Here is a 26,491-nt window from a genome sequence, read left to right as displayed (position 1 = left end):
GATGTTAGTACGGTTGTCATAGAATCAATGGTCTACTGAAAGTTAGGCATAAATTGGACTAGTTATTTAGTATTGATTTGTAAGTGATTATTTAATTGTTAAGGTTCGATAAATGAATGGTATAGAAAATACTAATATTGCCCGAGTATCAACAGTTCCTTTTTTTGTGTATTCGCAGTTGTCTACTCAGTTGAAAGATATCCACCTTGCGGGAGGCAATGTATCTATAATTACTAGTCCTGCTGAACCCTATGAAAATGAAATTTTGTTTGATGCAATGCATTCTACAATTGAGGTGAAAATTCCTAGAAAAATAGAAGTTGTTAATGACTTCAAGGCGCTAGTTGACTTGTATGTAGCTTTTCGGGCTAGAAGATTTGATATTATACACTCAACGACGCCGAAGGCTGGTTTGCTTTCATCTATCGCTGGTTTTTTAGCTAGGACACCAGTTCGAATACACACCTTTACTGGACAGGTGTGGGCAGAGAAAAAAGGCTGGTCAAGGAAGTTGTTAAAACTTCTTGATAAATTAATGATCAAGCTTAATCACCATTGCTATGCTGATAGTGAAAGTCAAAAGCAGTTTCTTATATCTGAAGGAGTATGTAAACAAGATGACCTAACCGTTTTAGGTGAAGGTTCATTAGCAGGAGTAAATTTAAGCAGATTTAATAGGGATCGTTTTCCCGATAGTACGAAAAATGAACTTCGTAACCTTTTAAACATCTCAGAAGATGCTGTAGTTCTAATTTTTGTTGGCAGAATAACCAGAGATAAAGGGATTTTAGAGTTATTGAAAGCTTTTGAAATGCTAATTGCTGACAAAGTTAATGTGTCATTGCTATTGGTCGGCCCGATTGATGAAGAGTTAAAGGTTGATGGGTTAGATTTAAGTACTTATATTTCTTCAAGGGAGAGAGTTATATCTACAGGGTTTACGGATTCCCCTGAAAAGTACTTATCCATAGCAGATGTTTTTTGTTTACCTAGCTATAGAGAAGGATTTGGTACTGTTATTATTGAATCAGCGTCTATGGGAATACCTTCTGTTGCATCTAATATTTATGGATTGAGTGATGCTGTTCAAGATGGAGAAACAGGGGTACTAGTAGAGGCAAAAAATGTTAAGTCATTAGCTAGCGCGCTTCACTTACTCTTAACTGACCATGTATTAAGGTCTGAAATGGGAGTAAATGCTAGGAATAGAGCGATAAAATATTTTGGTTCAGACCAGGTTAATTCTCTAGTGGTTGACGAATATAAAAAGTTGATGGGTGATTTTGGTGATAAATAAAGGCTGTTTAATAACAGGTGCTAATGGTTTTCTGGGAAAACAATTAGTTCAATCTTTAGGTAATAAGTATTCATTAGTCAAAAGTGCTGTTCGGGTATGTGATGAAAACATAACGTTAAGTGAAAATGTACAGGAAGTTGGTTCAATTAATGGCTCTACAAATTGGCAAAGCGCTCTAACTGGTGTAGACGTTATTATCCATACCGCTGCTCGAGTTCATGTTATGTCTGATGAATCTTCAGATTCTTTAGCAGAATATAGAGATGTTAATACGCTTGGAACGCTTAATCTAGCAAGGCAAGCTATCGATTCAGGGGTTAAGAGGTTTATATTTATTAGCACAATTAAAGTTAATGGAGAATCTACCTTATTAGGGGCGCCATATACCTCTACTGACATTCCGGCGGCAGAGGATTTTTATGGTCAGTCTAAAGCTGAAGCTGAAGAAAAACTCTTGGAGCTTGCGAGTAAATCAGACTTAGAGGTGGTTATTATTCGATCTCCGTTAATTTACGGCCCTGAGGTTAAAGCAAATTTTGCTTCTCTACTTAATTTGGTTAATCGAGGTGTTCCGTTACCATTTGGTTGTATTACTAGTAATAAACGTAGTCTAGTATATGTAAATAACTTAGTTGATCTTGTTATCACTTGTATTGAACATCCCCAAGCATCTAACCAAATTTTCTTGGTTTCTGATGATCACGATGTTTCAACATCAGAAATGGTTCGCCAAATGGCCAAGTCTTTAGGTAAGCCCCAGTGGCAATTACCTGTTCCCAAGTGTTGCTATAATCTTATGGGTAACATATGTGGAAAAAAAGATATTATTGATAGATTACTCGGGTCTTTGCAGGTGGATATTTCACATACAAAAGAAGTGCTTGGTTGGAGGCCACCTTATAGTTTTGAGGATGGTTTTAATGACACCGCTAATGAATTTTTAAAATCACGAAAGAAGTAATAAGATATGATACGAGTTATTGATGTTATAGCTGCGTTTTTTGGCTTGCTTCTTTTATGGCCAATTCTGCTTGTTGTTATTATTATTGGTCTGTTTGATATAGGCTCTCCTGTTTTTATTCAAGAGCGAGTTGGGCGCCATAAAAAACCATTTAGATTAATTAAGTTTCGTACTATGCCAGTAGAAACTAAGTCGGTAGCTAGCCACTTAGTAAGCAATGTACCCATTACAAAGTTAGGCTATTTTTTACGTAAAACAAAAATTGATGAACTACCACAGTTGATTAATGTGCTAAAAGGCGAAATGAGCTTAGTTGGTCCTAGACCAAACTTATTTAACCAAGAAGAGTTAATAAAGGAGCGTGACGCACTAGGTGTATATAATGTACTACCAGGAGTAACTGGTTTAGCACAAGTGCAAAATATTGATATGTCGACTCCTGCGTTATTGGCTAAAACAGATAAGGAGATGATTGATACTTTAACGATAAAGTCTTACTTTAAATACATAATTATGACTGCAACAGGCAATGGCTCTGGTGATGCAGTAAAGTAACCCAATAGATAGTGAATAAATGCCCAGACTATTTCTTGACCGTTAGAGGTAGTCAAGGAACACTAGATTAAGCATCTAGTGACAACTAGCTTGAAAAACACCGCTTATTATAAGCAGTCAGTGCTGCAAAGCTTTGTTGGAGAGCGTTAAGTGTAAAAGAATTGCATGATATAACGCGCTTGCACAGAGGCTTTCGCTAGGAGCAGGCAGGTATGCTTGAACCTTTTAAATAGTGACAAGGGCCTCAAGGGTGGTATTAATTGTAAACGAATGCAGTGCGTGTTGGATGAATACTACCTAAGTAAGGCTCTTGGACGCTAGCTATGGTCGAAATTTCATGTGGTTTCTGTAGTGTTTTTCCCTACCTCATCAACCACCTTTTCGGATTCTGCGCTTCACTATTCCTTCTAATCTCAAAATACAGCGAAGCGCGATCTTGCCCTCCGGTATCTCCAGCAAGAGCAATCGTCTCTCCGGCCCTCACTTTATCACCTTCTTTCTTCATCAAGGTTTGGTTAAACCCATAAAGGGTCATGTCGCCTTTTCCGTGATCAAGCAGTACCAACAACCCATAACCACGTAAGTATTCTGCAAATACCACCGTGCCAGAGTAAACGGCTTTCACTGGTTGTTCGTACTTGGCGGCTATTACGACGCCTTTCCAATTGATCTGGCCAGTTTGCTTGGTGCCAAAGCTGTGCAGTATTTTGCCTTTTAGAGGCCACGGTAGCTTACCGCGTTGTTTGGCGAGGCCGTCCATTAATACGGCGTTGCGTTTGGCGGCTTTTGCTATCTCGGCTTTTAGGCGGTTTTCATTTTTTTGCAGTTCGGCAAGATAGTTTTTGTCGCTACGGATGTTGGTTTGAATTTTTGCTAAGGTCTTTTTACGGCTAGATTGAGAGCGCTGCAGTTCACTGCGGCGCTTTTTTTGTGCGTCGAGTAAATTGGCGATCTGCTGTTGTTCTTGTTTGAGCGCCTGATGCGTTGAGTCGATTTGGCTTTCTGTTTGGCTTAAATCTTCAATGGCAGCGGCGCGCTGGGTCGCAAGATGTTGGAAATAATGACTGATTCGGTCTAACTCGGCTTTGTTATTGCCTTGGAAAAGCGTTGCCGTATCGTACTTGCGACGAGTGATGTAATAGGTTTTTACCAGCTCGCTTAAGGTTTCGAGTTGCTGCTGTTTTTGTTCTTCAAGTTGACCAAATTGAGTTTGATACTGAGAGAGTTTTTTATTGGCCGTTTTGAGTTGTTGTTCAGTTTGATGAATTTTTTTAGTTTGGCTCGAAATAGCCAGCTCGTGCTTTTTAAGATCGTTTTGTTGTTTGTTGAACTTCTTTTGATTTGAGGACAGTTGTTGTTGCTGGCGAGCTATTTCAGACTTTACGCCTTTGAGTTCTGCTTGGTTGGCATTTGCTGGTAGTGCAGAGCATAGACCGACAGTTATTAGACATGACAAAACGCCAGTGCGTAGGGCACTGGCGTTTAAGAATACTGTTTGCTTAATCAGGGACATCTGAATCATCTTATCGCCAATAAAAGAGCCTGCGTATACTCATCGTTATGAGAATGGGCTAGGCTCTTGATACTGGGAATGATTATTTCAGATTAACGATAACCTGACCAGACATCTCCGCAGGGATTTCCATATCTGTTAGCTTAAGCATTGTTGGTGCTAGATCAGAAAGCTTACCGCCTTCAACAAATTCTAGTTCTTTGTTACCAACGTAGATTAGCGGTACAGGTAGGTTAGTGTGCGCTGTGTGGATGCCGCCTGTTTCAGGGTCAACCATCATTTCTGCATTACCGTGGTCAGCGGTTACTAGCATTTGGCCATCGACTTCTTTGATTGCTGCGATGACTTTCGCCATGCACTCATCAATGGCTTCGATTGCTTTTTCAGCTGCTTCGTAAACGCCAGTGTGACCAACCATATCTGGGTTAGGGTAGTTACAAATGATGTTGTCGTATTCGCCAGACTTAATCGCTGCAACCAGTTTTTCTGTTAGCTCAGCAGAGCTCATTTCTGGTTGTAGGTCGTAAGTGGCTACTTTTGGTGAAGCAACTAGGCTGCGTACTTCGCCTTCAAATTCGTTTTCAACACCGCCGTTGAAGAAGAAAGTAACGTGCGCGTACTTTTCAGTTTCAGAGATACGAAGCTGAGTTTTGCCTTCTTTAGATAGCCACTCACCAAATGTGTTCTCAAGAGAAGCTGGCTTGAATGCTGCCGCTAGCGGGATGTCTGCTGCGTACTGAGTTAGCATTACGAAGTCGATTGCGGGGAATACCGCACGCTCAAAACCTGCAAAGTCTTCAACGAAAGTACGTGTGATCTGACGAGCACGGTCAGCACGGTAGTTCATGAAGATAACGGCATCGCCATCAACGATAGCGGCAGACTCTTGGCCTTCAGCTTTGATTTCTGTTGCTTTAACAAACTCATCGTTTTCGTCACGAGCGTAAGCGGCTTCAAGGCCTGCTACTGCGCTATCAACAGTGAACTCTGATTTTGCTTGAGTCAGTAAGTCGTAAGCAACTTGAACGCGATCCCAGTTGTTATCACGGTCCATTGCGTAGTAACGACCCACAAGAGAAGCAACACGGCCTTTACCAAGCTCTGCGAATAGGTCTTGGAAACGTTGTAGGGAATTCTGTGCGCTACGTGGCGGAGTATCACGTCCGTCTAGGAAGCAGTGTAGGTAGATTTTTTCAGCGCCACGTGCTGCTGCCATTTTCACGGCTGCGTAGATGTGATCTTCATGGCTATGAACGCCACCAGGAGACATTAGGCCCATTAGGTGAACGGCTTTGCCATTTGAAACGGCTTTATCGATAGCGTTAACAAGCGCTTCAGTTTGCTCGAATTCGCCGTCAGCAATAGACTTAGTAATACGAGTAAGATCTTGATAGACCACGCGACCAGCACCAATGTTAGTGTGACCCACTTCAGAGTTACCCATTTGGCCATCTGGTAAACCCACATCCATTCCTGATGCAGAGATTAGCGTGTTTGGTTGGTTTGCAAACAATGCGTCCATTACTGGCGTTTTCGCGTTAGCGATCGCATTGTTAGAGTTATCTTCACGGTATCCCCAACCGTCTAGGATTACTAAAGCCATTGGCTTCTTAGTAGACATAATTTCCGACCTCGTCAAATTCAAAGTAACTTACAAAACAAATTAGCGTAATTTTACTACAGTTTTACCGCTTTGCGTCAATAAATGACCTAATTATATTTCGGTAGTAAAAGTTTTTAACAAAAAAAATCAGAAGCGAGAGGGATTGAAAGCGAATACAGAATGCGCTGCGCTCCTATAAGTGCAGAAGCAGAAGCAGAAGCAGAAGCAGAAGCAAAAAGCATCAATCTCTCATCTATCCTCGTTTGCGCTTTCGGTTCCTGCTTTTATAGTCTCTAGCCTCTTCGCACTTTTCTGTATTCTCAGGGCAAAGCCCGTCTCTGTAATCTAAATAAGCAAAGCGCATCCTGAATTCTCATTTCTGCCCACACCTCTCGCATCTATCGCACCCTCACGCTATACTCGTGCCCTCATAATTTAAGCAAACACATTGCAAGAGCGTAATATATGCAAGAGTACATGGATTTTATTTCTCAAAATATGATTATGGTTGTGGTATGGGCTGGTCTTTTTGTTGCCCTTATTATGAACATTGTTAAAGCTAAAACGGCCGGTTACAAAGAAGTGACGCCAGCTGAAGTGACTCAGTTCATCAACCGTGATGAAGGCGTAGTGATTGATATTCGCTCACTTGATGAGTACAAACAGGGTCACATTACGGGCGCAGTTCACATTTTGCCGTCTGATATTAAAAATGGCTCTATTTCTAGCCTTGAAAAGTACAAATCGAGCCCAATTACAGTTGTATGTAAGACGGGCCAAACCGCAGTAGCAAGTGCAAATGAGCTGGCTAAAGCAGGTTTTGAAAACGTTCACTTATTGAAGAATGGTCTTATTGCTTGGAACGAAGCAAACATGCCGCTAGTACGTGGCAAAAAATAGACGATTGTTAAATACGGTGGGCTCTAGCAAACCGTCACACAATAAGTAGCACACACTCGATTTTTATTGCACTGAGTGATTTTTCGTCAACCAAGGCGAAGAGATGTGAGCTTTGGCACGTACTGCCAAGGTTTCCTAGTCAAACCATTTCGGCTCGGTTAGGCTCGGTGCAAACTGATACAATATTTTAAAGGACTTTAATCATGGCTGAAGCAGCACCTCAAGAAGCACAACAATTCGCTATCCAACGCATCTTCCTTAAAGACGTTTCTTTTGAAGCGCCTAACTCTCCTGACATGTTCCAAAAAGAATGGAACCCAGATGTTAAGTTAGACCTAGACACGCAAAGCCGTGAGCTTGGTGAAGGCGTTTACGAAGTCATCCTTCGTCTAACGGTTACGGTTAAGAACGAAGAAGAAACAGCGTTCCTATGTGAAGTTCAGCAAGGTGGTATCTTCACTGCTGGTCAAATGGAAGCGGGTCAACTAGCACATTGCCTAGGCGCATTCTGCCCTAACATCCTATTCCCATACGCTCGTGAAACTATCTCAAGCCTAGTGGTTAAAGGTACGTTCCCACAACTGAACCTAGCACCAGTTAACTTTGATGCATTGTTCATGAACTACCTACAAAACCAAGCTGAAGGCTCTGCAGAAGCAGAATCAGAAGCGTAATTAAGGCTTAAGGCAAGCGGCCTAAGGCGAAGGGCATAAATCCCTGAAGCCTGTAGCGAAGCGTCCTGTTGCCTAGCGCCTACTGAATGCACATCAAATCTTTCGATGCGATGTGCATTTTTTTATTTTAGAATAGTCTTAATTGACTCCTACCTATCAGGCAGAAAAATGACACAAGCTTTCGGCGAACAGGTTTACGGCAAAGACATTGCGATGACGGTGATTGGCGCAGGTTCTTACGGCACATCTCTGGCGATTTCATTGGCGCGTAACGGTGCAAATGTAGTGATTTGGGGCCATGAAAAACAGCATATGGATCGCCTAGAAGCGGATCGTGCTAATCATGAATTTTTGCCTGGTATCGACTTTCCTGAATCTTTGATTGTTGAATCGGATTTAGAAAAAGCGGTACACGCTAGCCGAGATTTGCTGGTGGTCGTGCCAAGCCATGTATTTGGTATTGTGTTAAAAAGTTTGAAACCGCATTTACGTGACGATACTCGTATGTGTTGGGCAACGAAAGGGCTAGAGCCAGAAACCGGCCGTCTATTAAAAGAAGTGGCTCACGACATCATCGGTGAAAGTTATTCGTTAGCGGTGCTTTCTGGGCCTACATTTGCTAAAGAACTCGCTATGGGCATGCCGACCGCGATTTCTGTTGCCTCTCCTGATGAAGAATTTGTAAAAGATCTGCAAGAAAAAATCCACTGCAGCAAAACCTTCCGTGTTTACGCAAATACCGACTTTATCGGCATGCAGTTGGGTGGCGCGGTGAAAAACGTGATTGCGATTGGTGCTGGCATGTCTGATGGTATTGGTTTTGGTGCTAATGCCCGAACAGCTCTCATTACTCGCGGTCTAGCAGAGATGACTCGTTTAGGCACGGCATTAGGTGCGCAGCAAGAAACCTTTATGGGCATGGCCGGCTTAGGTGATTTGGTGCTCACTTGTACCGATAACCAATCTCGTAACCGACGTTTTGGTTTGGCGCTAGGTACTGGCAAAGACGTCGATACAGCACAAGAAGAAATCGGCCAAGTGGTTGAAGGTTACCGCAACACCAAAGAGGTGTGGGTACTAGCAAAACGCATTGGTGTAGAGATGCCGATAGTTGACCAAATCTATCAAGTACTGTATCAAGGAAAAGATGCACGTATGGCTGCGCAAGATCTATTAGCTCGAGATAAGAAATCAGAGGCGTAGGTGGGGAAGAGTAAAGAATACAGAATACGCTTTGCTTACTAGAGACTAGAGACTATAAGAGCGGGGCCGTAAGGTGGTTTTGCTTTTGTTCTTATAGGAGCGAAGCGGTCTCGTTTCTAGTAGCGAAGCGATCTCATTTCTGTATTCTCAGGGCGAAGCCCGTCTCTGTACTCTAATACTCTTATCTCTCCAAGGACGATTGGAAAAAACAATGAAGCGATGTGAAAAACAAGTAGTGTGGGAAGCGATTGTTCGTGAGGCGCGTGAGCAGTCTGAACAAGAGCCGATGTTGGCGAGTTTTTATCACGCCACGATCATCAATCACGATAGCCTAGGCGCTGCGTTAAGTTATATCTTAGCCAATAAACTTAAGACGGCATCAATGCCTGCGATGGCTGTGCGTGAAGTTGTCGAGCAAGCGTTTAAAGCCGATCCGTCTATTACTGGTGCAGCGGCTTGTGATATTTGCGCGACGGTAAATCGTGACCCCGCAGTTGCTATGTATTCCATGCCATTGCTTTATTTGAAAGGGTACCATGCACTGCAAGGCTACCGTGTCGCTAACTGGTTATGGAAGCAAGGGCGAAGTGCTTTAGCGACCTATTTGCAAAATCAAATTTCAGTGGCTTGCCAAGTCGACATTCACCCTGCGGCGCGCATTGGTCACGGCATCATGCTCGATCACGCTACCGGGATTGTTATTGGTGAAACGGCCATTGTAGAAAATGACGTCTCTATTCTTCAAGACGTGACGCTGGGTGGTACAGGTAAAGAATGCGGTGATCGACACCCTAAAATTCGAGAAGGCGTTATGATTGGTGCAGGCTCGAAAATTCTAGGGAATATCGAAGTCGGCCAAGGCGCTAAAATTGGTTCAGGCTCCGTCGTATTACAAGCCGTACCGGCGCATACCACAGTGGCTGGCGTTCCTGCAAAAATCGTTGGTAAACCACAAACAGACAAACCATCACTGGATATGGATCAGCAGTTTAATGGTAAATCACAAACGTTTGTGGGTGGGGATGGGATATAGAAGCGGAATACAGATTACAGAATGCGCTTCGCTTACTTAGAGACTAGAGACTATAAGAGCAGGGGTGAGAGGGGAAACGATGCAGTTTTGCTTTTGCTCTTATAGCAGCGAAGCGTTCTAGTTTCTAGCAGGGAGCCAGCGGCCGATCTAGTGCTTCCGCACTTTTCTGTAATCTCAGGGCAAAGCCCGTCTCTGTAATCTAAGATCCTTCTTCACTCAAACTCTTTCCTCAACTTCACCGCATACAAATACCCTAAAATCCCACCTAGGATATTGCCAACGGCGATACCGATGAACAAGCCTTCAATGCTGTATATCAAGCTGCCTATCCATGCGGAGGGGAGGGTTAATCCGAATAATCGAAAACCACTCCAACAGAATGCCTGCATCGGTTTATGCATTGCATTTAATCCGCTGATTAATACCATCATGATGCCTTGGAAACCATAGCTGAAAGGTACGAACAGTAAGTAGTGCCAGAGTAGGTCGCGAACGCTTTGCTCTTGGGAGAAGAGTTCAGATAATGCGTGGCTTAAAGGCACCATCATGATGAATATCAGCAGTTGAAAAACAATAGAAAAACGCATGCTTAAGAAAAGCGCTTTGAAGCTTCGCTGGTAGTTGTTGGCGCCGATATTTTGCGCCATAAATGGCGTTAAGGCGGAGGTCAGCGCCATCATCACCAACAATAATACCGATTCCACTCGCTGAGCCGCACCATAAGCAGCCACAGCTTCGGTACCGTGCTTGGCTAACAGAATCATCAGTACTGCGCCAGAAAGCGGAGTCATGGCATTGGAAATTGCCGCTGGTGTGCCTATTTTTAAGATCTGTCGCCAGTCTGAAAACAGAGTCGGGAAGTAAGGTAACGCCAGCAATTTTTCGCGTTTGATCAGGACATAAAGCGAGCCTGTGAGTGCACCTAACCAACTGAGTGCTGAGGCGATGGCTGCGCCTTGAATGCCGAGTTCAGGAAAAGGGCCAATTCCGAAAATTAATAATGGGTCGAGAATACCGTTGATCAACCCCGCTAACATCATGATTTTTGCCGGTGTTTTTGTATCGCCGCCAGCGCGAATCGCGGCATTGCCCGCCATTGGTATAACAAGCAATGGAATGGTCAAATACCAAACCTGCATGTATTGCTCGATGAGTGGAATAAGTTGTGGTTCTGCACCTAATAATCGAAATAATGGCTCTATAGAAGTCACGCCAAAGCTTGAGGCGACGATGACCAACAGCACAGCAAGTAATAGGCCATGAGAAGAGAATCGAGCTGCTTGTTGATTATCCCCTCGGCCTAGAAGTCGGCCTATATTGGTTGAAAGCCCCATCCCGATCCCCATCGTAATACAGTTCACCGTAAAGGTGACAGGGAAGGTAAAGCTAATAGCAGCAAGCGATTGGGTACCAAGCAAAGAGATAAAGAAGGTATCAACTAAGTTAAACATTAAAATTGCAACGATGCCAAACACCATAGGTACTGTCATTTGACGCAGAACCACATCAATCGGTGCGGTCAGCAATCCGTGTTTATCTTGCATTTATAGGAACAACTTTATCTATAAGAAAGCGGAATAGGATAACGAGATAGGGAAATTTAGTCGAGGAAGAATGTAGAATATTGGTTATCGGTGGTTGTAACATTTTTATAGAACTTAGAACTTAGAACTTAGAACTTAGAACTTAGAACTTAGAACCGAAGCGGCCCAGCCCCTAGCAGGGAGCTTGCGACCGCTCTAGAACCTAAACCGCGCAGCGGCTTATTAACACCCTGGACCACAATCTAGGCAATGTTTCACCATCTCTGGGCCTAAATGCAGTTTCGCATTCAAATCACGTAGTGCAGTACGCACGCCTTCTTCAAGCACTGGGTGGTAGAAAGGCATGTCTAGCATTTCAGATACCGTCATCTTATTTTGGTGAGCCCATGCCAGTAAGTGCGCTAAATGTTCCGCATTTGGTCCCATCATTTCAGCACCTAGGAAGCGGCCTGTGCCTTGTTCGCCATAGACGTGCAAAACGCCTTTGTTACGCAGCATCACACGAGAGCGACCTTGGTTTTCAAATGAAACGGCACCCGTTGCAAAACAGCCACAGTTACCAAGACGTTCGGTAATTTGTTTGTATGTTTCACCGACCATCGCAATTTGAGGGTCGCTGAATACGGCTGAAATCGATGAACGACGTAAACCAGCACGAATGTCAGGGAAGCGACCTGCATTGTCACCCGCAATTCGGCCTTGGTCTGCGGCTTCGTGCAGCAGCGGCAATTGGTTGCTTGCATCACCAGCGATAAAAATGCTTTCCACTGATGTTTGTAATGTGTAGTGGTCGGCCGTTGGCACACCACGTTCATCCAGAGCGACGTCTGTGTTTTCTAGTGCTAGCTTGTCAACATTGGGTCTACGACCCGTTGCCGCTAATAAATAGTCAGTATTAAATGTTTCCAGTTCACCATCGTGGTTGATGAATTGAATTTCTACTTTGTCTTCAATGCGCTTGATGCTCTCTACTTTTACATCAGCGTCTAAGTAAAACTCTTGTTGGAATGTTTTATTGGCATAAGCCATGACTTCTGGGTCAGTGATTGGGCCAACTTGACCGCCAAGACCAAACATCTTCACTTTCACGCCTAAGCGATGCAGCGCTTGGCCGAGCTCAAGGCCAATAACGCCAGGGCCGAATACCGCAACAGACTCAGGAAGATCGTCCCACTCAAACAAATCGTCGTTCACAATTAAGCGATCACCCAGTTCATTCCAAACTCCCGGGTAGGCAGGGCGAGAACCTGTTGCCATGACAATGCGCTTTGCTTTAATTTCAGTGTGGTCGTCCACAATGAGAGTTTCATTGTCAGCGAATTTTGCGTAGCCAGAGATTTTATCTTCAGCTGGAATCTCATCAACACCTTCAATAACAAAGCCAACAAAGCGGTCACGTTCACGTTTTACGCGGTCCATGACTTCACGGCCATTAATGACGGTTTCACCTTGAGGGTAAACACCAAAAGCCGGTGCCTTTTCAATTTGATGCACGCTTTCTGCTGCTGCAATCAAGAGTTTAGATGGCATGCAACCCACGCGAGCACATGTGGTGCCATAAGGGCCACCTTCAATCATGACTACTTTTGCTCCGTGAGCTTTAGCAGCCCGGTAAGCACCCAAACCAGCAGTACCACCACCGATAATTGCGACATCTACACTTAATTGATTCATGATTATTGTCCGATATTATTTATATAAAGAAAGACTTAGGGTGAATTCGGAGGAGGTTGTCCTACAGGTCACAGGTCACGGGAAAAGCGTTGACAGCAGTGACTATGGAGTAAAAATCAACCCGTAACCCGTAACCCGTAACCCGTAACCCGTAACCCGTAACCCGTAACCCGTTAACCCAAATGCACTTCCAGCTCTTCACTGCCGCCGATGTGTTTACCACCGATGAAAACTTGTGGAACCGTTGTGCGGCCAGTGATTGCTCGTAGGCTGACGGTTGTCGCGTCTTTACCTAAAACTACTTCCTCATATTGAAGACCGTGATCAATCAAGTTTTGTTTCGCTTTCACACAGAAAGGGCAGCCAGGTTTAGTAAATACTGTGATTGATTCCTGCGACTTGTACTCTGGTGCAACAAAGTTAAGCATTGTGTCAGCATCAGAAACTTTGAACGGGTCACCCGCTACGTCTTCTTCTATGAACATTTTTTCAACTACGCCGTTTTTAACCAGCATGCTGTAGCGCCATGAACGCTTACCAAAGCCTAGGTCATTTTTGTCAACTAACATACCCATGCCGTCTGTGAAGTCACCGTTGCCATCTGGGATGAAGGTGATGTTTTCGGCTTCTTGGTCATTTTTCCAAGCGTTCATTACAAAGGTGTCGTTAACAGAAACACATAGAATCTCGTCAACGCCGTGATCTTTAAATACCGAATGTAGCTCGTTGTAACGTGGTAAGTGGCTTGAAGAACACGTTGGAGTGAAAGCTCCTGGCAAGCTAAATACGATGACTGTTTTGTCTTTAAACAGTTCTTCTGTTGTTACATTAACCCATGCGTCACCTTGGCGAGTTGGGAAAGTCACTTGTGGGATTGCTTGGCCTTCTTTCGATGTAAACATAATTGGTACCCTTAAAATTTTTGGTTAGTTTCAACAATCAGCGTTGAGTTATTCATTATAGAGCTGATTGCTTCAGCCCGTTTTGTTTCGATGAAGCTATTATTCAATAAAACGTTTGATAGCTCTAATCGTTTGGTGTTATCGTTTTGATAGGTTCTGGCTATTGAAGTGCTAAAAGCTAAGTACTAAAAGCTAAGTACTAAAAGCTAAGTACTAAAGGCTAGGTGCTAAAAGCTAGGTACTAAGAGGTAAGTATTGGAAGTGGTGGATTCTTGATTGGTAAGGGGGAGTAATGAACATTCGGGACTTGGAATATTTGGTTGCATTGGCGGAGCATCAGCATTTTCGCAAAGCTGCTGAAGCGTGTTTTGTGAGTCAGCCAACGTTAAGTGGGCAAATAAAGAAGCTTGAAGAAGAGTTGGATGTGGTGCTGACTGAGCGCAGTAGTCGTCGGGTGTTGTTTACTCAAGCGGGATTGCAGTTAGTCGATCAAGCGAAGCGCATTTTGGCGGAAGTTAAAAGCTTTAAAGAACTGGCTAGCCTGCAAGGCAATGAGATGTGTGGGCCACTGCATGTGGGGTTTATTCCTACGGTCGGGCCATACTTAATGCCAAAGATTGTGCCAGAGCTTAAGTCTCGTTTTCCTGACTTAGAACTTTATCTTTATGAAGCGCAAACACATCAGTTGGTGCGTCAATTGGCCGAAGGGCAGTTAGATTGCCTCGTATTGGCGGCGGTTAAAGAAACAGAGCCGTTTAAAGAACTTCTCTTGTATGACGAGCCTCTTCGATTGGCCGTGCCTTGTGAGCATGAGTGGGCGAAACTCGATGAGATTGAAATGCTAGAGCTAAACGGAAAAACGGTGCTTTCACTGGGTGATGGGCACTGCCTGAGAGATCAAGCATTAGGTTACTGCTTTGCCGCAGGAGCAAAAGATGATGAGCGTTTTAAAGCTACCAGTTTAGAGACGCTGCGTAATATGGTCGCCGCTGGTGGCGGCATTACGTTATTGCCAGAGTTATCCGTTCCCCAAGATAAAGAACGAGATGGTGTGTGCTATTTACACGCAACAGAGCCTAAACCAAGCCGCCAAATTGTATTGGCATACCGCCCAGGTTCACCGTTAAGACATCGCTTTGAGCAATTGGCGAAGTGTATTAGTGAAGTGGTGGGGGGGGGGCGAAGTGCTAAGGGCGAAGTACTAAAAGCTAGGTAATAAAAGCTAAGTAATAAGAAGAGAAGAGAAAAGAGAATAGAAGAGCAAGGGGCTAAATTAGAACGTTTAGCTCTTGCTCTTACTCGAAGCGAAGCGGTCTAGCTTTTAGTAGGGAGCTTGCGACCGCTTTAGTACTTCATCGTTAAAACAACTCCTCACCCTCATCGCCGGAATTGTAGATCGTATCGGTCATTGTTTTCTTCACGTACTCTGTAGGCTCGGTGCCACGTAGGAAATATTCGAACATGGTGCTTTCATCACTTTTGTGCGTTAGCAATCCAGTTTCTAGATCAATACGAGCGCGAACGATGTTAGCGGGTACTTGCTTGCGTTGGGCTGGTACGTTTTCCAATGCAACACGCATGAAATCAACCCACGCTGGTTGCGCTGTTTTTGCACCGGCTTCAGCGCCTGTTATTTGCTCTTTACCTAGGTTCGAATTTTTAGTGGTACGGCCTAAGTTACGATTATGAGTATCAAAACCTACCCAAGAAATAGCGACCATTCCAGGGGCGTAACCGTTGTACCAGGCATCTTTCGAGTCATTGGTTGTACCGGTTTTACCTCCGATATCACGACGGCCTAGTTTCTGTGCGCGCCAGCCTGTGCCATTCCAACCCGTTTTGTGACGCCAGTTACCTCCGCCCCATACGTTGCTGTACATCATTTCACGAACCAGGAATGCGGTTTGCTCAGAGATAACCTGAGGAGCATATTGTGTTTCAGTTTCGACATCTTGCTCGTCGAATTGATTATCCGTTGTCGGTGATTGGCAATCGTCATGACATATCACTTTTGGAGAAGCTTCAAACTCTAGCTCACCAAATGGGCTTTCAACACGCTCAATATAGAAAGGCTCTACGTAGTAACCGCCGTTAGCAAATACTGAGTATCCTTGAGCCATTTTCATTGGTGTTAAACTGCCAGCACCAAGAGCGATGGTTTCAGAACGAGGTACTTGGTTGATATCAAAACCAAAGCGAGTTAAATATTCTCGTGTTTTATCCAAACCGACTTGGCGTAAAACGCGAACGGCCATGACGTTCTTCGATTGCGCTAAGCCAATACGTAAACGTGTTGGGCCGACGTAAGTCGGAGGAGAGTTTTTAGGTCTCCATGCTGTACCTTGGCTTTTATCCCACTGGTTAATAGGGGCGTCGTTAATCAGGCTCGCGAGGGTTAGGCCATTATCGATAGCAGCAGAGTAGATGAACGGCTTAATACTCGACCCCACCTGACGAACAGATTGAGTCGCACGGTTAAACTTACTGTGAACAAAGTTAAAGCCACCGACCAAAGACATGACCGCGCCATTTTCAGGGTTCATCGCAATGAAAGCGGTATTGGCTACCGGGACTTGGCTTAACTTCCAGGTAGTTTGTTGCTCTAACTCTTCATCCGTTGCGGGTGAAGGCACTTGGCGAACCCAAATTTGCTCACCTGCAGCGATGACTTCTGCTGCACTTTTTGGAGCCGAACCTTGTTTTTTATCGGTAATGAAACGGCGAGCCCATTTTATGCCATCCCACTCTAGCGTGACATAGCCTTCATTTTTTATGTAAACATCGGCGCTCTTGTTGGTGACGTTGAGCACAACCGCAGGCGTTATTTCGCCATAAGTTGGTACCTTCTTAAGGTGCTTCACGATGGTTTCTTCGTCCCAATTCGCTTCACCGTCTTTCCATAAAACACGTTCTTCACCACGGTAGCCGTGTCGTTCGTCGTAATTTAATAGATTGTTGATAGCGGCATCGTTGGCGGATGATTGTAAGTCAGATTTAATCGTTGTGTAGATACGCATGCCAGAGGTGTAAGCCTCTTCTCCATATCGTTCAACCATCCAAGCTCGTGCAAGCTCAGCAACGTAAGGGGCACTGAGTTCAATTTCAGCACCATGGTAACGAGAGACGATGTCTTCGGCTCGGGCTTGATCATATTCCTCTTGGGTAATGTACTGCTCATCCAACATTCTCATCAAAACAACGTTACGACGATGAGTCGCGCGTTTGACCGAATAAATAGGGTTCATCGTAGAAGGCGCTTTTGGCATGCCAGCTAAGGTTGCTTGTTCACTGAGCGTTAAATCGGGTAAATCTTTACCAAAATACACACGAGCCGCCGCGCCGAAACCGTAAGAACGATGCCCTAAGAAAATTTTATTAACGTACAGCTCCATGATCTCTTCTTTACTGAGAAGCTGTTCGATATGGATGGCAATAAAAATCTCTTTGATTTTCCTCATTATCTTTTTCTCATTGGATAAGAAAAAGTTACGAGCTAATTGCTGAGTAATGGTACTCGCCCCTTGTTTTGCCGAACCTGACATAGCGACAACCAAGGCGGCACGAGTAATACCAATAGGGTCTATGCCTGGGTGATCATAAAAGCGGCTGTCTTCGGTTGCGATAAGGGCTTCAATGAGGTGTTGCGGGATATCTTCATATTTCACCGGGATTCGACGTTTCTCACCAAAATGGGCGATTAATTTGCCATCTTGGCTGTAAACCTGCATCGGTGTTTGAAGTTGCACATCACGTAGCGTGGCAACATCCGGTAATTCAGGCTTCACGTAATAATAGAAGCCAATAATTGTACCGACTCCCAAAATTATGCAAACCAATGAAAATATTAATAAATTCTTTATGAGTTTCACCGAATAATCCCTGATTGATTAGGCTGATATATAACAAAACATTTTAGACTAGGATACAAAGTAACCACATGGTTCGGCTATGTTTTTTTCTAAGTATCGTCATTAGTCGTAATTGTACCACTGATTTAAGGGCAACGTCGTCATGGGGAAAGTCTTAGTTACAGGGATTGATATCGGGCACTACAGTATGAAAGCGGTGGTGCTGCGAGAGTCAAAAGAGCAACTGGAGCTGATGCACTTCCATGAGCTGTTGATGCCTGAGGGTATTTTTGCCGATAACCACACACTTGATCATCAGAGCATTGTTAAGAAATTGGCAGAACTTAAACGTAAGTTACCTTGGCGCTACCGAAATATAGCCGCGGCGATACCAGATGGTGCCGTGAACAGCAAAATGGTTCAAGTTGCCCAAGGCTTAGAAGGAAGAGAGTTAGAGTTCGCAATAGGTCAAGCTTTTGATTTTTCTCTTTTTGAGTCAGCCCAGCCAGCCGGCAATAGCACGATAACGTATCAGGCCTATGCAGCACGAAAAGAAGTCGTGGAAGGTCGATTATTGGCCTTTAAAAAATCGGGACTTAAGGCAGTAACGTTGGATATCCACAGTAATGTGATGAGCAGTCTCTGGCGGCTGGCTGTCCAAAGGCATGCGGATAAAGCGCATTGGATGTTGGTTGATATTGGTCATCAACATACCGCTTTATTTCATGCTCTTTCTCGTGAAGGCGGGTTTTTCAAGGACATTCCATGCGGCATGAAACAGATCCAAGCGGGTTTGGGGCGCGAGAAGCAAGTGATGACGGTATTAACCGACAATATTAAACGGCAAATCACCTTGCATAACTCAGTGCATGGCGATAAATCAATTGAAGGGATTTGGTTGAGCGGGGGAGGAGCGAATTCCCCCGACTTGGTTGAATACTTGAAAGCACACTGCCAGGTGGCGGTGGCTGTCCTTTCATCTTTATCTTTAGTTACAAACACCGTGAAACAAAGCCGTAAGCATCAGGTGAGTGATCACCGCCATCGTGATGAAAATATTGGTTATAGTACGGCGTTAGGGCTGGCGATAACGGGTTTAGCTTGGTTAAAGGAGCGCCGAGATGACTAGCATCAACTTCATGCCGTGGCGTGAATATCGCAGGGAGCAATATCGGCAGCGTTTCTTTTTTGCTCTGATTTTTGTGGTAGCGATTTCGATTCTAGTTCAATGGTTAGCGGGCTATTTTCTTATTAAGCAACAATCCATTCAGTTGGCCCGTCACGCCGAAATAAAAGCGCATATTCACTATTTAGATCAACAGATTCGTACGCTAGACAAAGCGAAGTCGAACCATAAAAGCATTGTTACTCGGTTGGATTCCGTTGAAACACTTCAGCATAGTCGAAACAAGGTAACGCAATTTATGAACCTGTTGCCGACCTTGATTCCCGAAGGGGTCTACGTCGATAAAATAGATATGAATGGGCGACTGGTTGAAATCAACGGCATCAGTGATAGCACCGCCGATCTGGCAACCATGTTAGATAGGTTTGAGCGTTCAGGCGCAGTCGAAGAGGTGGAAATACATTCAATAGTGTCTGGTAAAGCGTTGTTCGGGCAAATATTCAAAACATTTAAGGTGTCATTTGTACTGCTAAGTACTCCGAAGGAGGGATCAGATGAATTGGCAAGATCTGGACTTTGAAGATCTACCTGAATGGCCTCGCTTACCCCAAATGGTTGTGTTAGCCCTCATCGCTGTGATCATTCAAGGTGCGGGCAGTTGGTTTTATTTAACGCCAGAAAACGACGAACTCACACGTTTGATTTCCCAAGAACAGGTGCTAAAAACCCAATTGGTGGCGAAAACTCATCGAGTTACCGCTGTGCCTAAATTGACCAAGCAGCTTGAAGAGCTTAATCGCCGTTATGAGTTCCTTTTGAAACAACTGCCAGAACAAAAAGAATTAGCCAGCTTATTGGCGGCAGTGAATGAGCAAGGCATCAAGCACGACTTAACTTTTACACGGATTGATTGGGGACAAAAAATCAACCAATCCTATTTGTATAAATTGCCGTTGAATATCGAGCTCACTGGAGACTATGGCGATATAGGCCGCTTTGTTGAGTCGATTGCGGCTTTACCACGGGTGATTAACTTTGAAGACGTAGACTGGCAGCGAGTAAGTCAAGAAAGCAGTACCTTACACTTTCGAGTTCGAGCCTACACCTACCAATTCAAACCTGAGGTTACCGATGCGAAGTAAGCAGAAAGGGATCATCGTAGTGGTTGGAGTGTGGCTGTTGGTAGGTTGTCAGGTGGAGTCGGAACCCATTGATGTCTTCATTGCTCAATCTCGTTTGAATGCCAAAGCGCATGTGAGCGATCTCAAGCAAGTCCATGCCTTCAAAGCGATTCAATTTGATGCGGGGATAAAGCGGGAACCTTTTGTATTACCAGAAGTGGCTAAGGCCGCGGTTAAACCGCATGAAAGCCTAGATTGTTGGCAGCCTAAGGCTCGCAGTAAACGTTCTAAATTAGAACAATATCCATTGGAACAGCTAAGGCTCAACGGCGTCATGGGCAGTGGAGGGCGCTTGTCGGGCATCATTCATTTACCGACAGGAATTATGAGTAAGGTGACTAAGGGGAATTATATTGGGCGTAATAATGGCAAGGTCGTCGAAGTCACCAATCAATATGTGTTGGTTCAAGAAGTCTTGCCCGATGGGCTGGGGTGTTGGCAGAAACGGCAAACGAAATTATCGATGAACTCGGCCAGAAAGCGATGAGCCAAGTAATTAAAAAGCAGCATTAAAAACAGTAATAAAAAAGGCACTAAGTTCGAAAACAGAGCCTAGAAGACAGAGTCTAGAAGACAAAGCCTCTATGCATCCAGACATGGATAACGGAATGGGTTTAAATAAAAGGATTGAGTAATGACACAAGTTACGAAGTACGTAACGTTTAATTGGCTATGGTTGATTATTTTGAGCCTCACCGTTAGCCCTTCCGTGGTTGGTAACGAAGCTGACGGTGTGAATTTTAGAACCGATGACGGCAAACCCGCTAAGTTAATGTCGATTAATTTCCAAGATATTCCGGTGCGAAACGTTTTGCAGCTCATCGCAGACTATAACGGTTTCAATTTGGTTACCTCGGACGCCGTAAGCGGCAACCTCACCTTGAAAGTGGACGATGTGCCTTGGCAACAAGTGTTGGACATCATTCTCAAAGTAAAAGGCTTAGATAAGCGTATTGAGGGCAATGTCATTCTTGTTGCCCCTAAAGCCGAATTTGAAGCACGAGAACAACAACGATTAGAGCAAGCCAAACTGGCTCAAGGGTTACAGCTTCTTACTTCCAAAATCCTCAAAATTAATTACGCCAAGGCGTCCGATGTGGCCGACATGATTCAAGGAGAAGGCGAAGTCTCGATGCTTTCAAGTCGAGGGGCGATTACCATTGATGAGCGAACTAATGCATTGTTGATCCGCGATGTAGCCGACAATATTACTGCAATAGAGAGCATCATCAGTGTGCTTGATGTTCCGGTAAAGCAGGTTCAAATTGAAGCGCGAATCGTGACGGTCTCGGAAGGCGAATTAGAAGAGTTAGGGGTACGTTGGGGTTTTTCTTCTACCAATGGTCATTTTTCTGCTGGTGGCTCAATAGAAAGTAATTTAGCCGTGGCCGGATTGTACGATGCAGGGGGAGACAGTAAAGATGGCAAAGGTGATGGAAAAAGCTCGGTAGAAATTGATGACTTTCTTAGCGTAAATTTAGCCGCTACCAACCCAAATGCAGCCAGTATTGCATTTCAGGTGGCTAAATTGGGCTCAGATACCTTACTTGATCTTGAATTGTCTGCATTGCAAACCGAAAACAAAGCCGAAATTATTTCTAGCCCACGATTAATCACCACCAACAAACAACCTGCTTATATTGAACAAGGAACCGAAATTCCTTACCTAGAAGCCTCTTCGAGTGGTGCCACCTCTATCTCGTTCAAAAAAGCGGTCCTGAGTTTAAAAGTGACGCCTCAAATTACGCCTGATAATCGATTGGTTTTGGATTTAAGTGTGACTCAAGATCGACCGGGTAAGGTAGTAAAAACGGGGGATGGTGAAGCAGTAGCCATAGAAACACAACGGATTGGAACTCAGGTTTTAGTGAGCAACGGTGAGACCGTGGTACTCGGTGGAATTTATCAGCAAAGTGTCACTAATAGCGTGGATAAAGTGCCCTTGTTGGGCGACATTCCCTACCTTGGCGCGCTGTTTAGACGCAGTTATGAAAACTTAGGAAAAAGCGAATTACTCATCTTTATTACCCCGAAAGTCGTGCTTCAATAGGTCTATGAAAACAAACTAATTAAAATGAATGAAAAATAAAGTTGCAAAACAGGTGCCTTAATTGAGATAATTTCGGGTCTGATCACGAATTATCTGTGAGGAATCGGTGTTTCGAGGGTGATATAACCAATCAAAAATTGGCTTACCTTGAGGCAATGTCATTGAATTAACGTTGTAATATACTGCTGAACATGGCTGAGAAACGAAATATTTTCCTTGTGGGCCCTATGGGGGCTGGCAAAAGTACAATTGGTAGACACCTAGCTCAACAACTCCATATGGAGTTTGTTGATTCTGACACAGTCATTGAAGAGCGCACTGGCGCCGACATTGCTTGGGTGTTTGATGTAGAAGGCGAAGACGGATTCCGTGTACGCGAAGAGATGGTCATTAACGATCTGACAGAACAACAAGGTATTGTTCTGGCAACCGGTGGTGGCTCGGTGAAGAGCAAAGAAAACCGTAATCGCCTTTCGGCGCGCGGCATTGTTGTTTACCTAGAAACGACTATCGAAAAACAACTTGCACGCACCAACCGCGATAAAAAGCGTCCATTGCTGCAAACGGACAACCCTCGCGATGTGCTAGAAAATCTAGCAGGCGAGCGCAACACTTTGTATGAAGAAGTTGCGGATTACGTTGTGCGTACTGACGATCAAAGTGCAAAAGTAGTAGCCAACCAAATCGTAAAAATGCTAGAAGAACGTTAAGTTCATTTTTCGGAGAGCAAACCCATGGAACGGATTACGGTTGAACTTGGTGAGCGTAGCTACCCAATTTCTATTGGCGCCGGGTTATTTAATGACTCGGCGTACTTTTGTCATATAGCGTCGAAAAAAGTCGTTGTGGTGAGTAATGTCACAGTGGCTCCTTTGTATGCATCTACTGTTATTCGTCAGCTTGAGCAGCAAGGCCATGAAGCCGCGCTACTTGAATTGCCAGACGGTGAGCAATACAAAACACTTGATACGTTTAACACCATTATGTCTTTCTTATTGGAAGGCACGTATGGTCGCGACGTTACCTTGGTTGCATTGGGTGGAGGTGTAATTGGCGATATCGTCGGTTTTGCTGCTGCTAGCTTCCAACGTGGTGTAGATTTTATTCAAGTTCCAACGACACTCTTGTCTCAAGTAGACTCTTCTGTCGGTGGAAAAACAGCGGTTAATCATCCGCTGGGTAAAAACATGATCGGGGCTTTCTATCAGCCAAAATCAGTACTTATTGATACACAGTGCTTAACGACTTTACCTGAACGAGAGTTCGCGGCGGGCGTTGCTGAAGTGATTAAGTACGGTATTATCTACGATCAAGACTTCTTTGTTTGGCTTGAAGAGAACATGGCTTCTCTGTACGAGCTAGACCCCCAGACATTGAGCTATGCGATTGCTCGATGTTGTCAAATTAAAGCGGATGTTGTGGCTCAAGATGAAAAAGAGTCCGGTATTCGTGCTCTGCTCAACTTAGGCCATACCTTTGGTCACGCAATTGAAGCTGAAATGGGTTACGGCGTTTGGTTACATGGTGAAGCCGTGTCATCAGGCACTGCAATGGCTGCGAAAACCGCTGAGTTATTGGGTTTAATTGACGAGCAGCAATTCGAGCGAATCCTCACTATACTTAAAAAAGCCAAACTACCAGTCCATACACCTAACACCATGAGTTTTGATGACTTTATTAAACACATGATGCGTGATAAAAAAGTGTTGTCAGGTAAATTGCGTTTAGTATTACCGACCGGGATCGGCACATCAGAAGTGGTGTCGGACGTTCCTAATCAAGTTATTGAGCAGGCTATTGAATTTTGTCGTGAAATTTAGCAGCCATGTTTGCGAGTCGCGGTTTTAGCTAGTCCTTAGTAAATCGCCGCAATCATTGATTAGCGTTTAAGTATGAAATCACGGCTTTATGTCGTGATTTTTGTTTATTTGCCCCTTTATTTATCAGCCTTAAGGTGGTCTTGATGAGTTTTGCACATGAAATGCGAGTATTAGAAATTGCGTCTCAAATAGAGTTGCTCGACAGGTTGCAGCTTCTAACTCGTTTTGGTTCAAACCTTATCAATATCAGTGGGGCGAAAGGTTCAGGTAAAACTTGGCTTGCTCAACGTTACCTCGAAGCATGGGCGACGGAAAAAAACCAATCTTTATTGCTTTGTTACCCTTCTCAAACGGATGCACAGCAACGTGCCATGATGCTTAATCAGCTGGTTTCTGACGCCATGTTTAACGAAAGTGACTCGGTATTAGACAGCTTTGGTTTATTAGTGGGAGACGAGCCTTGTGATGTCGTGTTTGTGGTGGATGATGCCCAAATGCTCACAGAGGATCTGTTAGCAGAATTATGGATGCTAGTGGTTGAAGCGCAAAATCACCCTAAGTGGTCGGTTAACGTCGTGCTGTTTTCTGAAGGTGACAGCCTTGAACATATATTGGCTCGTATCGGTTATGGTCAAGAAACCAAACCGGTTGATTTTGAAATAGAAACATTTACCGAACAAGAAGCGGAAGAGTTTACCGAGTTGCTCGTCGTACGCTATGCTCAAACTCTGGAAGGAAAACAAAAGATTCGTAAGCAAGCGAAAAAGTGTCAACGTTTGCCGGGTGGACTGATTGCATTAGGGGCTAAAAAAGTGGAAAAAAGGATCATTATCCGCTCTGTTATTGAGTCTCCCGCGCGTATTGCCGCGCTGGTATTAGTCTTGTTTCTGCTTATTGCTGGGGGGTATTGGTGGTTCTTTTCTCAAGAGACGCCAGAACTCGACTCTTCAAAAGTAATGGTAGAGCAAAGCAGTTCAAATCAAGACTCTCAAATGGCTCTGGACGCGAATAATGTGTCTGGTGCAAACAGCACTGAAACGGTGCGAATCCCTTCAGATGGCGATAGGCGAAATGGCACCGAAGTTGAAGCTGACGCCATGGCGCTGCCTCCTACGGTGATGTCCGAAACCGCCACGGTTGGTGGGCAGTTAGTGGATGATGAGAAGCGCGTGATTGTGCCATCGGATGTGGTTGATGCACTGATGGCAGATCGCGATCCTCCCGCAAGTGTTACGGTTATCGATGACGTCGTCGCGGACACTAAGCCAGCAGCCAAAGAGCAAAACCGCATTACTTTCTCTTACGCAAGAGATGAGCTCGAAGCCTTGTCACCAAGGGCATACACATTGCAACTTGCCGCCATGACTTCTAAACAAGAAGCTCAAGCATTTATTAATCTTCATCAACTCAATGGCCAAGTTAGAATCTACCCAACGGTTCGGAATGAAGTCGAGTGGTTCATTATCACTTATCAAGACTACGACAGTATTCAAAAAGCTCGTGACGCGGTTAATTCTCTTTCTACTGAACTTCAAGCGGTTGGCCCTTGGGCTAAATCGTTAAATCAGGTTCAAAGAGAGATATTACGTGGCAAATAACGCTGAGCTTTGTCGCGAAATATGTTACATTCCGCAACCGTATTTTTGAGTTGTTGGGTTGAGCAGTAGATGAAGAAGCAACGCGCTTTTTTAAAGTGGGCTGGTGGTAAATATGGCTTGGTGGAAGATATCCAACGTCACCTGCCGCCTGCAAGAAAACTGATCGAACCATTTGTTGGTGCAGGCTCCGTATTTTTAAATACAGACTATGAGCAATACTTACTGGCCGACATCAATCCAGATCTCATCAATCTCTATAATCTTCTAAAGCAAGAACCAGAGCGTTATATTGAAGAAGCAAAACGTTTCTTCACACCAGAATATAATCGTAAAGAAGTGTATTTGGACGTACGAGTTCAATTTAATGCAACCGATGATACTTTTTATCGCTCACTGGCGTTCTTGTATATGAACCGTTTTGGTTTTAATGGCTTGTGCCGTTATAACAAGAAAGGCGGGTTTAACGTGCCTTTCGGTTCGTATAAAAAGCCGTACTTCCCTGAAAAAGAGCTGATTTTCTTTGCTGAGAAAGCCAAGAAAGCCACCTTTGTGTGTGAAGGCTATTCAGAGACATTCAGTCGAGCTCGGAAAGGGGCTGTCGTGTACTGCGATCCTCCTTATGCACCGCTTTCGTCCACGGCAAATTTCACTTCTTATGCGGGTAACGGGTTCTCTCTTGATGATCAGGCTGCGCTGGCTGATGTTGCTGAGAAAACGGCTTTTGAGCGTGGTATCCCCGTATTGCTTTCAAACCACGACACCACATTAACTCGCCGTTTATATCACGGTGCTGAGTTAAATGTCGTGAAAGTGAAACGTACTATTAGCCGAAATGGTGGCGGTAGAAACAAAGTGGATGAGTTACTCGCCCTGTATCACTTGAAAGAATAGTGCTCCATTCTCGCTCATCAATTCTCTATCCTAAAACGACTAATTCGTACTTCTGAGAGTCTAAACTGAACAATCGCTAGGATTTAACCGATTGCTTAGGTAGAATTGCGCCCGAAAT

The 26,491-nt window shown here is 44.3% G+C and carries 23 protein-coding genes; 17 read left to right on the top strand and 6 right to left on the bottom strand.

Features of this window, described 5'->3' with window-relative positions; all coding sequences use genetic code 11:
* Positions 1–112: 112 nt before the first annotated feature.
* From VTAP4600_RS13995 to VTAP4600_RS13985, 3 genes are read left to right on the top strand one after another with little or no spacing between them, the layout of a single operon-like run.
* On the top strand, positions 113–1,297 hold the full coding sequence (locus tag VTAP4600_RS13995; protein ID WP_102523354.1) for a glycosyltransferase: 1,185 nt from the start codon (positions 113–115) through the stop codon (positions 1,295–1,297).
* Positions 1,287–2,258: a UDP-glucose 4-epimerase family protein gene (locus VTAP4600_RS13990; protein ID WP_415239661.1), complete on the top strand. Its 972-nt coding sequence runs from the start codon at positions 1,287–1,289 to the stop codon at positions 2,256–2,258. Before VTAP4600_RS13995 ends, VTAP4600_RS13990 begins: the two co-directional genes overlap by 11 nt.
* 6 nt (positions 2,259–2,264) lie before the next feature.
* Positions 2,265–2,813: a sugar transferase gene (locus VTAP4600_RS13985; RefSeq protein WP_102523353.1), complete on the top strand. Its 549-nt coding sequence runs from the start codon at positions 2,265–2,267 to the stop codon at positions 2,811–2,813.
* A gap of 361 nt (positions 2,814–3,174) precedes the next feature.
* On the opposite strand, the gene VTAP4600_RS13975 is transcribed toward VTAP4600_RS13985, so the two are convergent.
* Positions 3,175–4,326, bottom strand: a complete 1,152-nt coding sequence (locus VTAP4600_RS13975; RefSeq protein ID WP_102524000.1) for a murein hydrolase activator EnvC family protein — start codon at positions 4,324–4,326, stop codon at positions 3,175–3,177.
* Positions 4,327–4,408: 82 nt separating this feature from the next.
* Positions 4,409–5,947, bottom strand: coding sequence for a 2,3-bisphosphoglycerate-independent phosphoglycerate mutase (gpmM, locus tag VTAP4600_RS13970; protein ID WP_102523352.1), 1,539 nt, complete (start codon positions 5,945–5,947; stop codon positions 4,409–4,411).
* 447 nt (positions 5,948–6,394) lie between these two features.
* On the opposite strand from gpmM, the gene VTAP4600_RS13965 reads away from it, so the two are divergent.
* From VTAP4600_RS13965 to cysE, 4 genes are all read left to right on the top strand, one after another.
* Positions 6,395–6,829: a rhodanese-like domain-containing protein gene (locus VTAP4600_RS13965; RefSeq protein WP_102523351.1), complete on the top strand. Its 435-nt coding sequence runs from the start codon at positions 6,395–6,397 to the stop codon at positions 6,827–6,829.
* Between the two features lie 203 nt (positions 6,830–7,032).
* Complete coding sequence (gene secB, locus VTAP4600_RS13960) at positions 7,033–7,503, top strand: protein-export chaperone SecB (RefSeq protein WP_102523350.1); 471 nt, start codon at positions 7,033–7,035, stop codon at positions 7,501–7,503.
* Positions 7,504–7,671: 168 nt separating this feature from the next.
* Positions 7,672–8,706: an NAD(P)H-dependent glycerol-3-phosphate dehydrogenase gene (gene gpsA / locus VTAP4600_RS13955; protein ID WP_102523349.1), complete on the top strand. Its 1,035-nt coding sequence runs from the start codon at positions 7,672–7,674 to the stop codon at positions 8,704–8,706.
* Between the two features lie 211 nt (positions 8,707–8,917).
* Positions 8,918–9,739: a serine O-acetyltransferase gene (gene cysE, locus VTAP4600_RS13950; RefSeq protein WP_102523348.1), complete on the top strand. Its 822-nt coding sequence runs from the start codon at positions 8,918–8,920 to the stop codon at positions 9,737–9,739.
* A gap of 212 nt (positions 9,740–9,951) precedes the next feature.
* Here cysE and VTAP4600_RS13945 read toward each other — a convergent pair whose 3' ends face one another.
* The 3 genes from VTAP4600_RS13945 to VTAP4600_RS13935 form a co-directional block, all read right to left on the bottom strand.
* Positions 9,952–11,283: an MATE family efflux transporter gene (locus VTAP4600_RS13945; RefSeq protein WP_102523347.1), complete on the bottom strand. Its 1,332-nt coding sequence runs from the start codon at positions 11,281–11,283 to the stop codon at positions 9,952–9,954.
* A gap of 222 nt (positions 11,284–11,505) precedes the next feature.
* Positions 11,506–12,957, bottom strand: a complete 1,452-nt coding sequence (locus VTAP4600_RS13940; protein WP_102523346.1) for a dihydrolipoyl dehydrogenase — start codon at positions 12,955–12,957, stop codon at positions 11,506–11,508.
* A 173-nt stretch (positions 12,958–13,130) separates the two neighbouring features.
* Entirely contained in the window at positions 13,131–13,859 is a 729-nt protein-coding gene (locus VTAP4600_RS13935) for a redoxin family protein (RefSeq protein WP_102523345.1), read from the bottom strand.
* Between the two features lie 292 nt (positions 13,860–14,151).
* Between VTAP4600_RS13935 and oxyR the strand changes: the two genes are divergently transcribed.
* Positions 14,152–15,075, top strand: coding sequence for a DNA-binding transcriptional regulator OxyR (gene oxyR / locus VTAP4600_RS13930; protein WP_102523344.1), 924 nt, complete (start codon positions 14,152–14,154; stop codon positions 15,073–15,075).
* Positions 15,076–15,217: 142 nt separating this feature from the next.
* Here oxyR and VTAP4600_RS13925 read toward each other — a convergent pair whose 3' ends face one another.
* Positions 15,218–17,728, bottom strand: a complete 2,511-nt coding sequence (locus VTAP4600_RS13925; RefSeq protein ID WP_102523343.1) for a penicillin-binding protein 1A — start codon at positions 17,726–17,728, stop codon at positions 15,218–15,220.
* A gap of 142 nt (positions 17,729–17,870) precedes the next feature.
* On the opposite strand from VTAP4600_RS13925, the gene pilM reads away from it, so the two are divergent.
* From pilM to VTAP4600_RS13880, 9 genes are all read left to right on the top strand, one after another.
* The gene (gene pilM, locus VTAP4600_RS13920; protein ID WP_102523342.1) at positions 17,871–18,836 is read left to right on the top strand and encodes a pilus assembly protein PilM; all 966 of its coding nucleotides are present in this window, start codon (positions 17,871–17,873) and stop codon (positions 18,834–18,836) included.
* Positions 18,829–19,413 carry a PilN domain-containing protein gene (locus VTAP4600_RS13915; RefSeq protein WP_102523341.1) on the top strand — a complete coding sequence of 195 codons (585 nt, stop codon included), beginning with the start codon at positions 18,829–18,831 and terminating at the stop codon, positions 19,411–19,413. The genes pilM and VTAP4600_RS13915 overlap by 8 nt, the downstream gene beginning before the upstream one ends.
* Positions 19,388–19,975: a type IV pilus inner membrane component PilO gene (locus VTAP4600_RS13910; protein ID WP_102523340.1), complete on the top strand. Its 588-nt coding sequence runs from the start codon at positions 19,388–19,390 to the stop codon at positions 19,973–19,975. The genes VTAP4600_RS13915 and VTAP4600_RS13910 overlap by 26 nt, the downstream gene beginning before the upstream one ends.
* Positions 19,965–20,501: a pilus assembly protein PilP gene (locus VTAP4600_RS13905; RefSeq protein ID WP_102523339.1), complete on the top strand. Its 537-nt coding sequence runs from the start codon at positions 19,965–19,967 to the stop codon at positions 20,499–20,501. The genes VTAP4600_RS13910 and VTAP4600_RS13905 overlap by 11 nt, the downstream gene beginning before the upstream one ends.
* 147 nt (positions 20,502–20,648) lie before the next feature.
* A complete protein-coding gene (locus tag VTAP4600_RS13900; RefSeq protein WP_172443122.1) occupies positions 20,649–22,064 on the top strand; it encodes a type IV pilus secretin PilQ in 1,416 nt (471 codons plus the stop codon).
* Positions 22,065–22,255: 191 nt separating this feature from the next.
* The gene (gene aroK / locus VTAP4600_RS13895; protein ID WP_102523338.1) at positions 22,256–22,774 is read left to right on the top strand and encodes a shikimate kinase AroK; all 519 of its coding nucleotides are present in this window, start codon (positions 22,256–22,258) and stop codon (positions 22,772–22,774) included.
* Between the two features lie 24 nt (positions 22,775–22,798).
* Positions 22,799–23,884, top strand: coding sequence for a 3-dehydroquinate synthase (gene aroB, locus VTAP4600_RS13890; protein WP_102523337.1), 1,086 nt, complete (start codon positions 22,799–22,801; stop codon positions 23,882–23,884).
* Positions 23,885–24,027: 143 nt separating this feature from the next.
* Positions 24,028–25,482, top strand: coding sequence for an SPOR domain-containing protein (locus VTAP4600_RS13885; protein ID WP_102523336.1), 1,455 nt, complete (start codon positions 24,028–24,030; stop codon positions 25,480–25,482).
* 69 nt (positions 25,483–25,551) lie between these two features.
* The gene (locus tag VTAP4600_RS13880) at positions 25,552–26,373 is read left to right on the top strand and encodes a Dam family site-specific DNA-(adenine-N6)-methyltransferase (RefSeq protein ID WP_102523335.1); all 822 of its coding nucleotides are present in this window, start codon (positions 25,552–25,554) and stop codon (positions 26,371–26,373) included.
* The last annotated feature ends 118 nt before the right edge of the window (positions 26,374–26,491 follow it).

This window comes from Vibrio tapetis subsp. tapetis, from assembly GCF_900233005.1.
Taxonomy (GTDB): domain Bacteria; phylum Pseudomonadota; class Gammaproteobacteria; order Enterobacterales; family Vibrionaceae; genus Vibrio; species Vibrio tapetis.
This window is presented reverse-complemented; position numbering and strand designations above follow the sequence as displayed.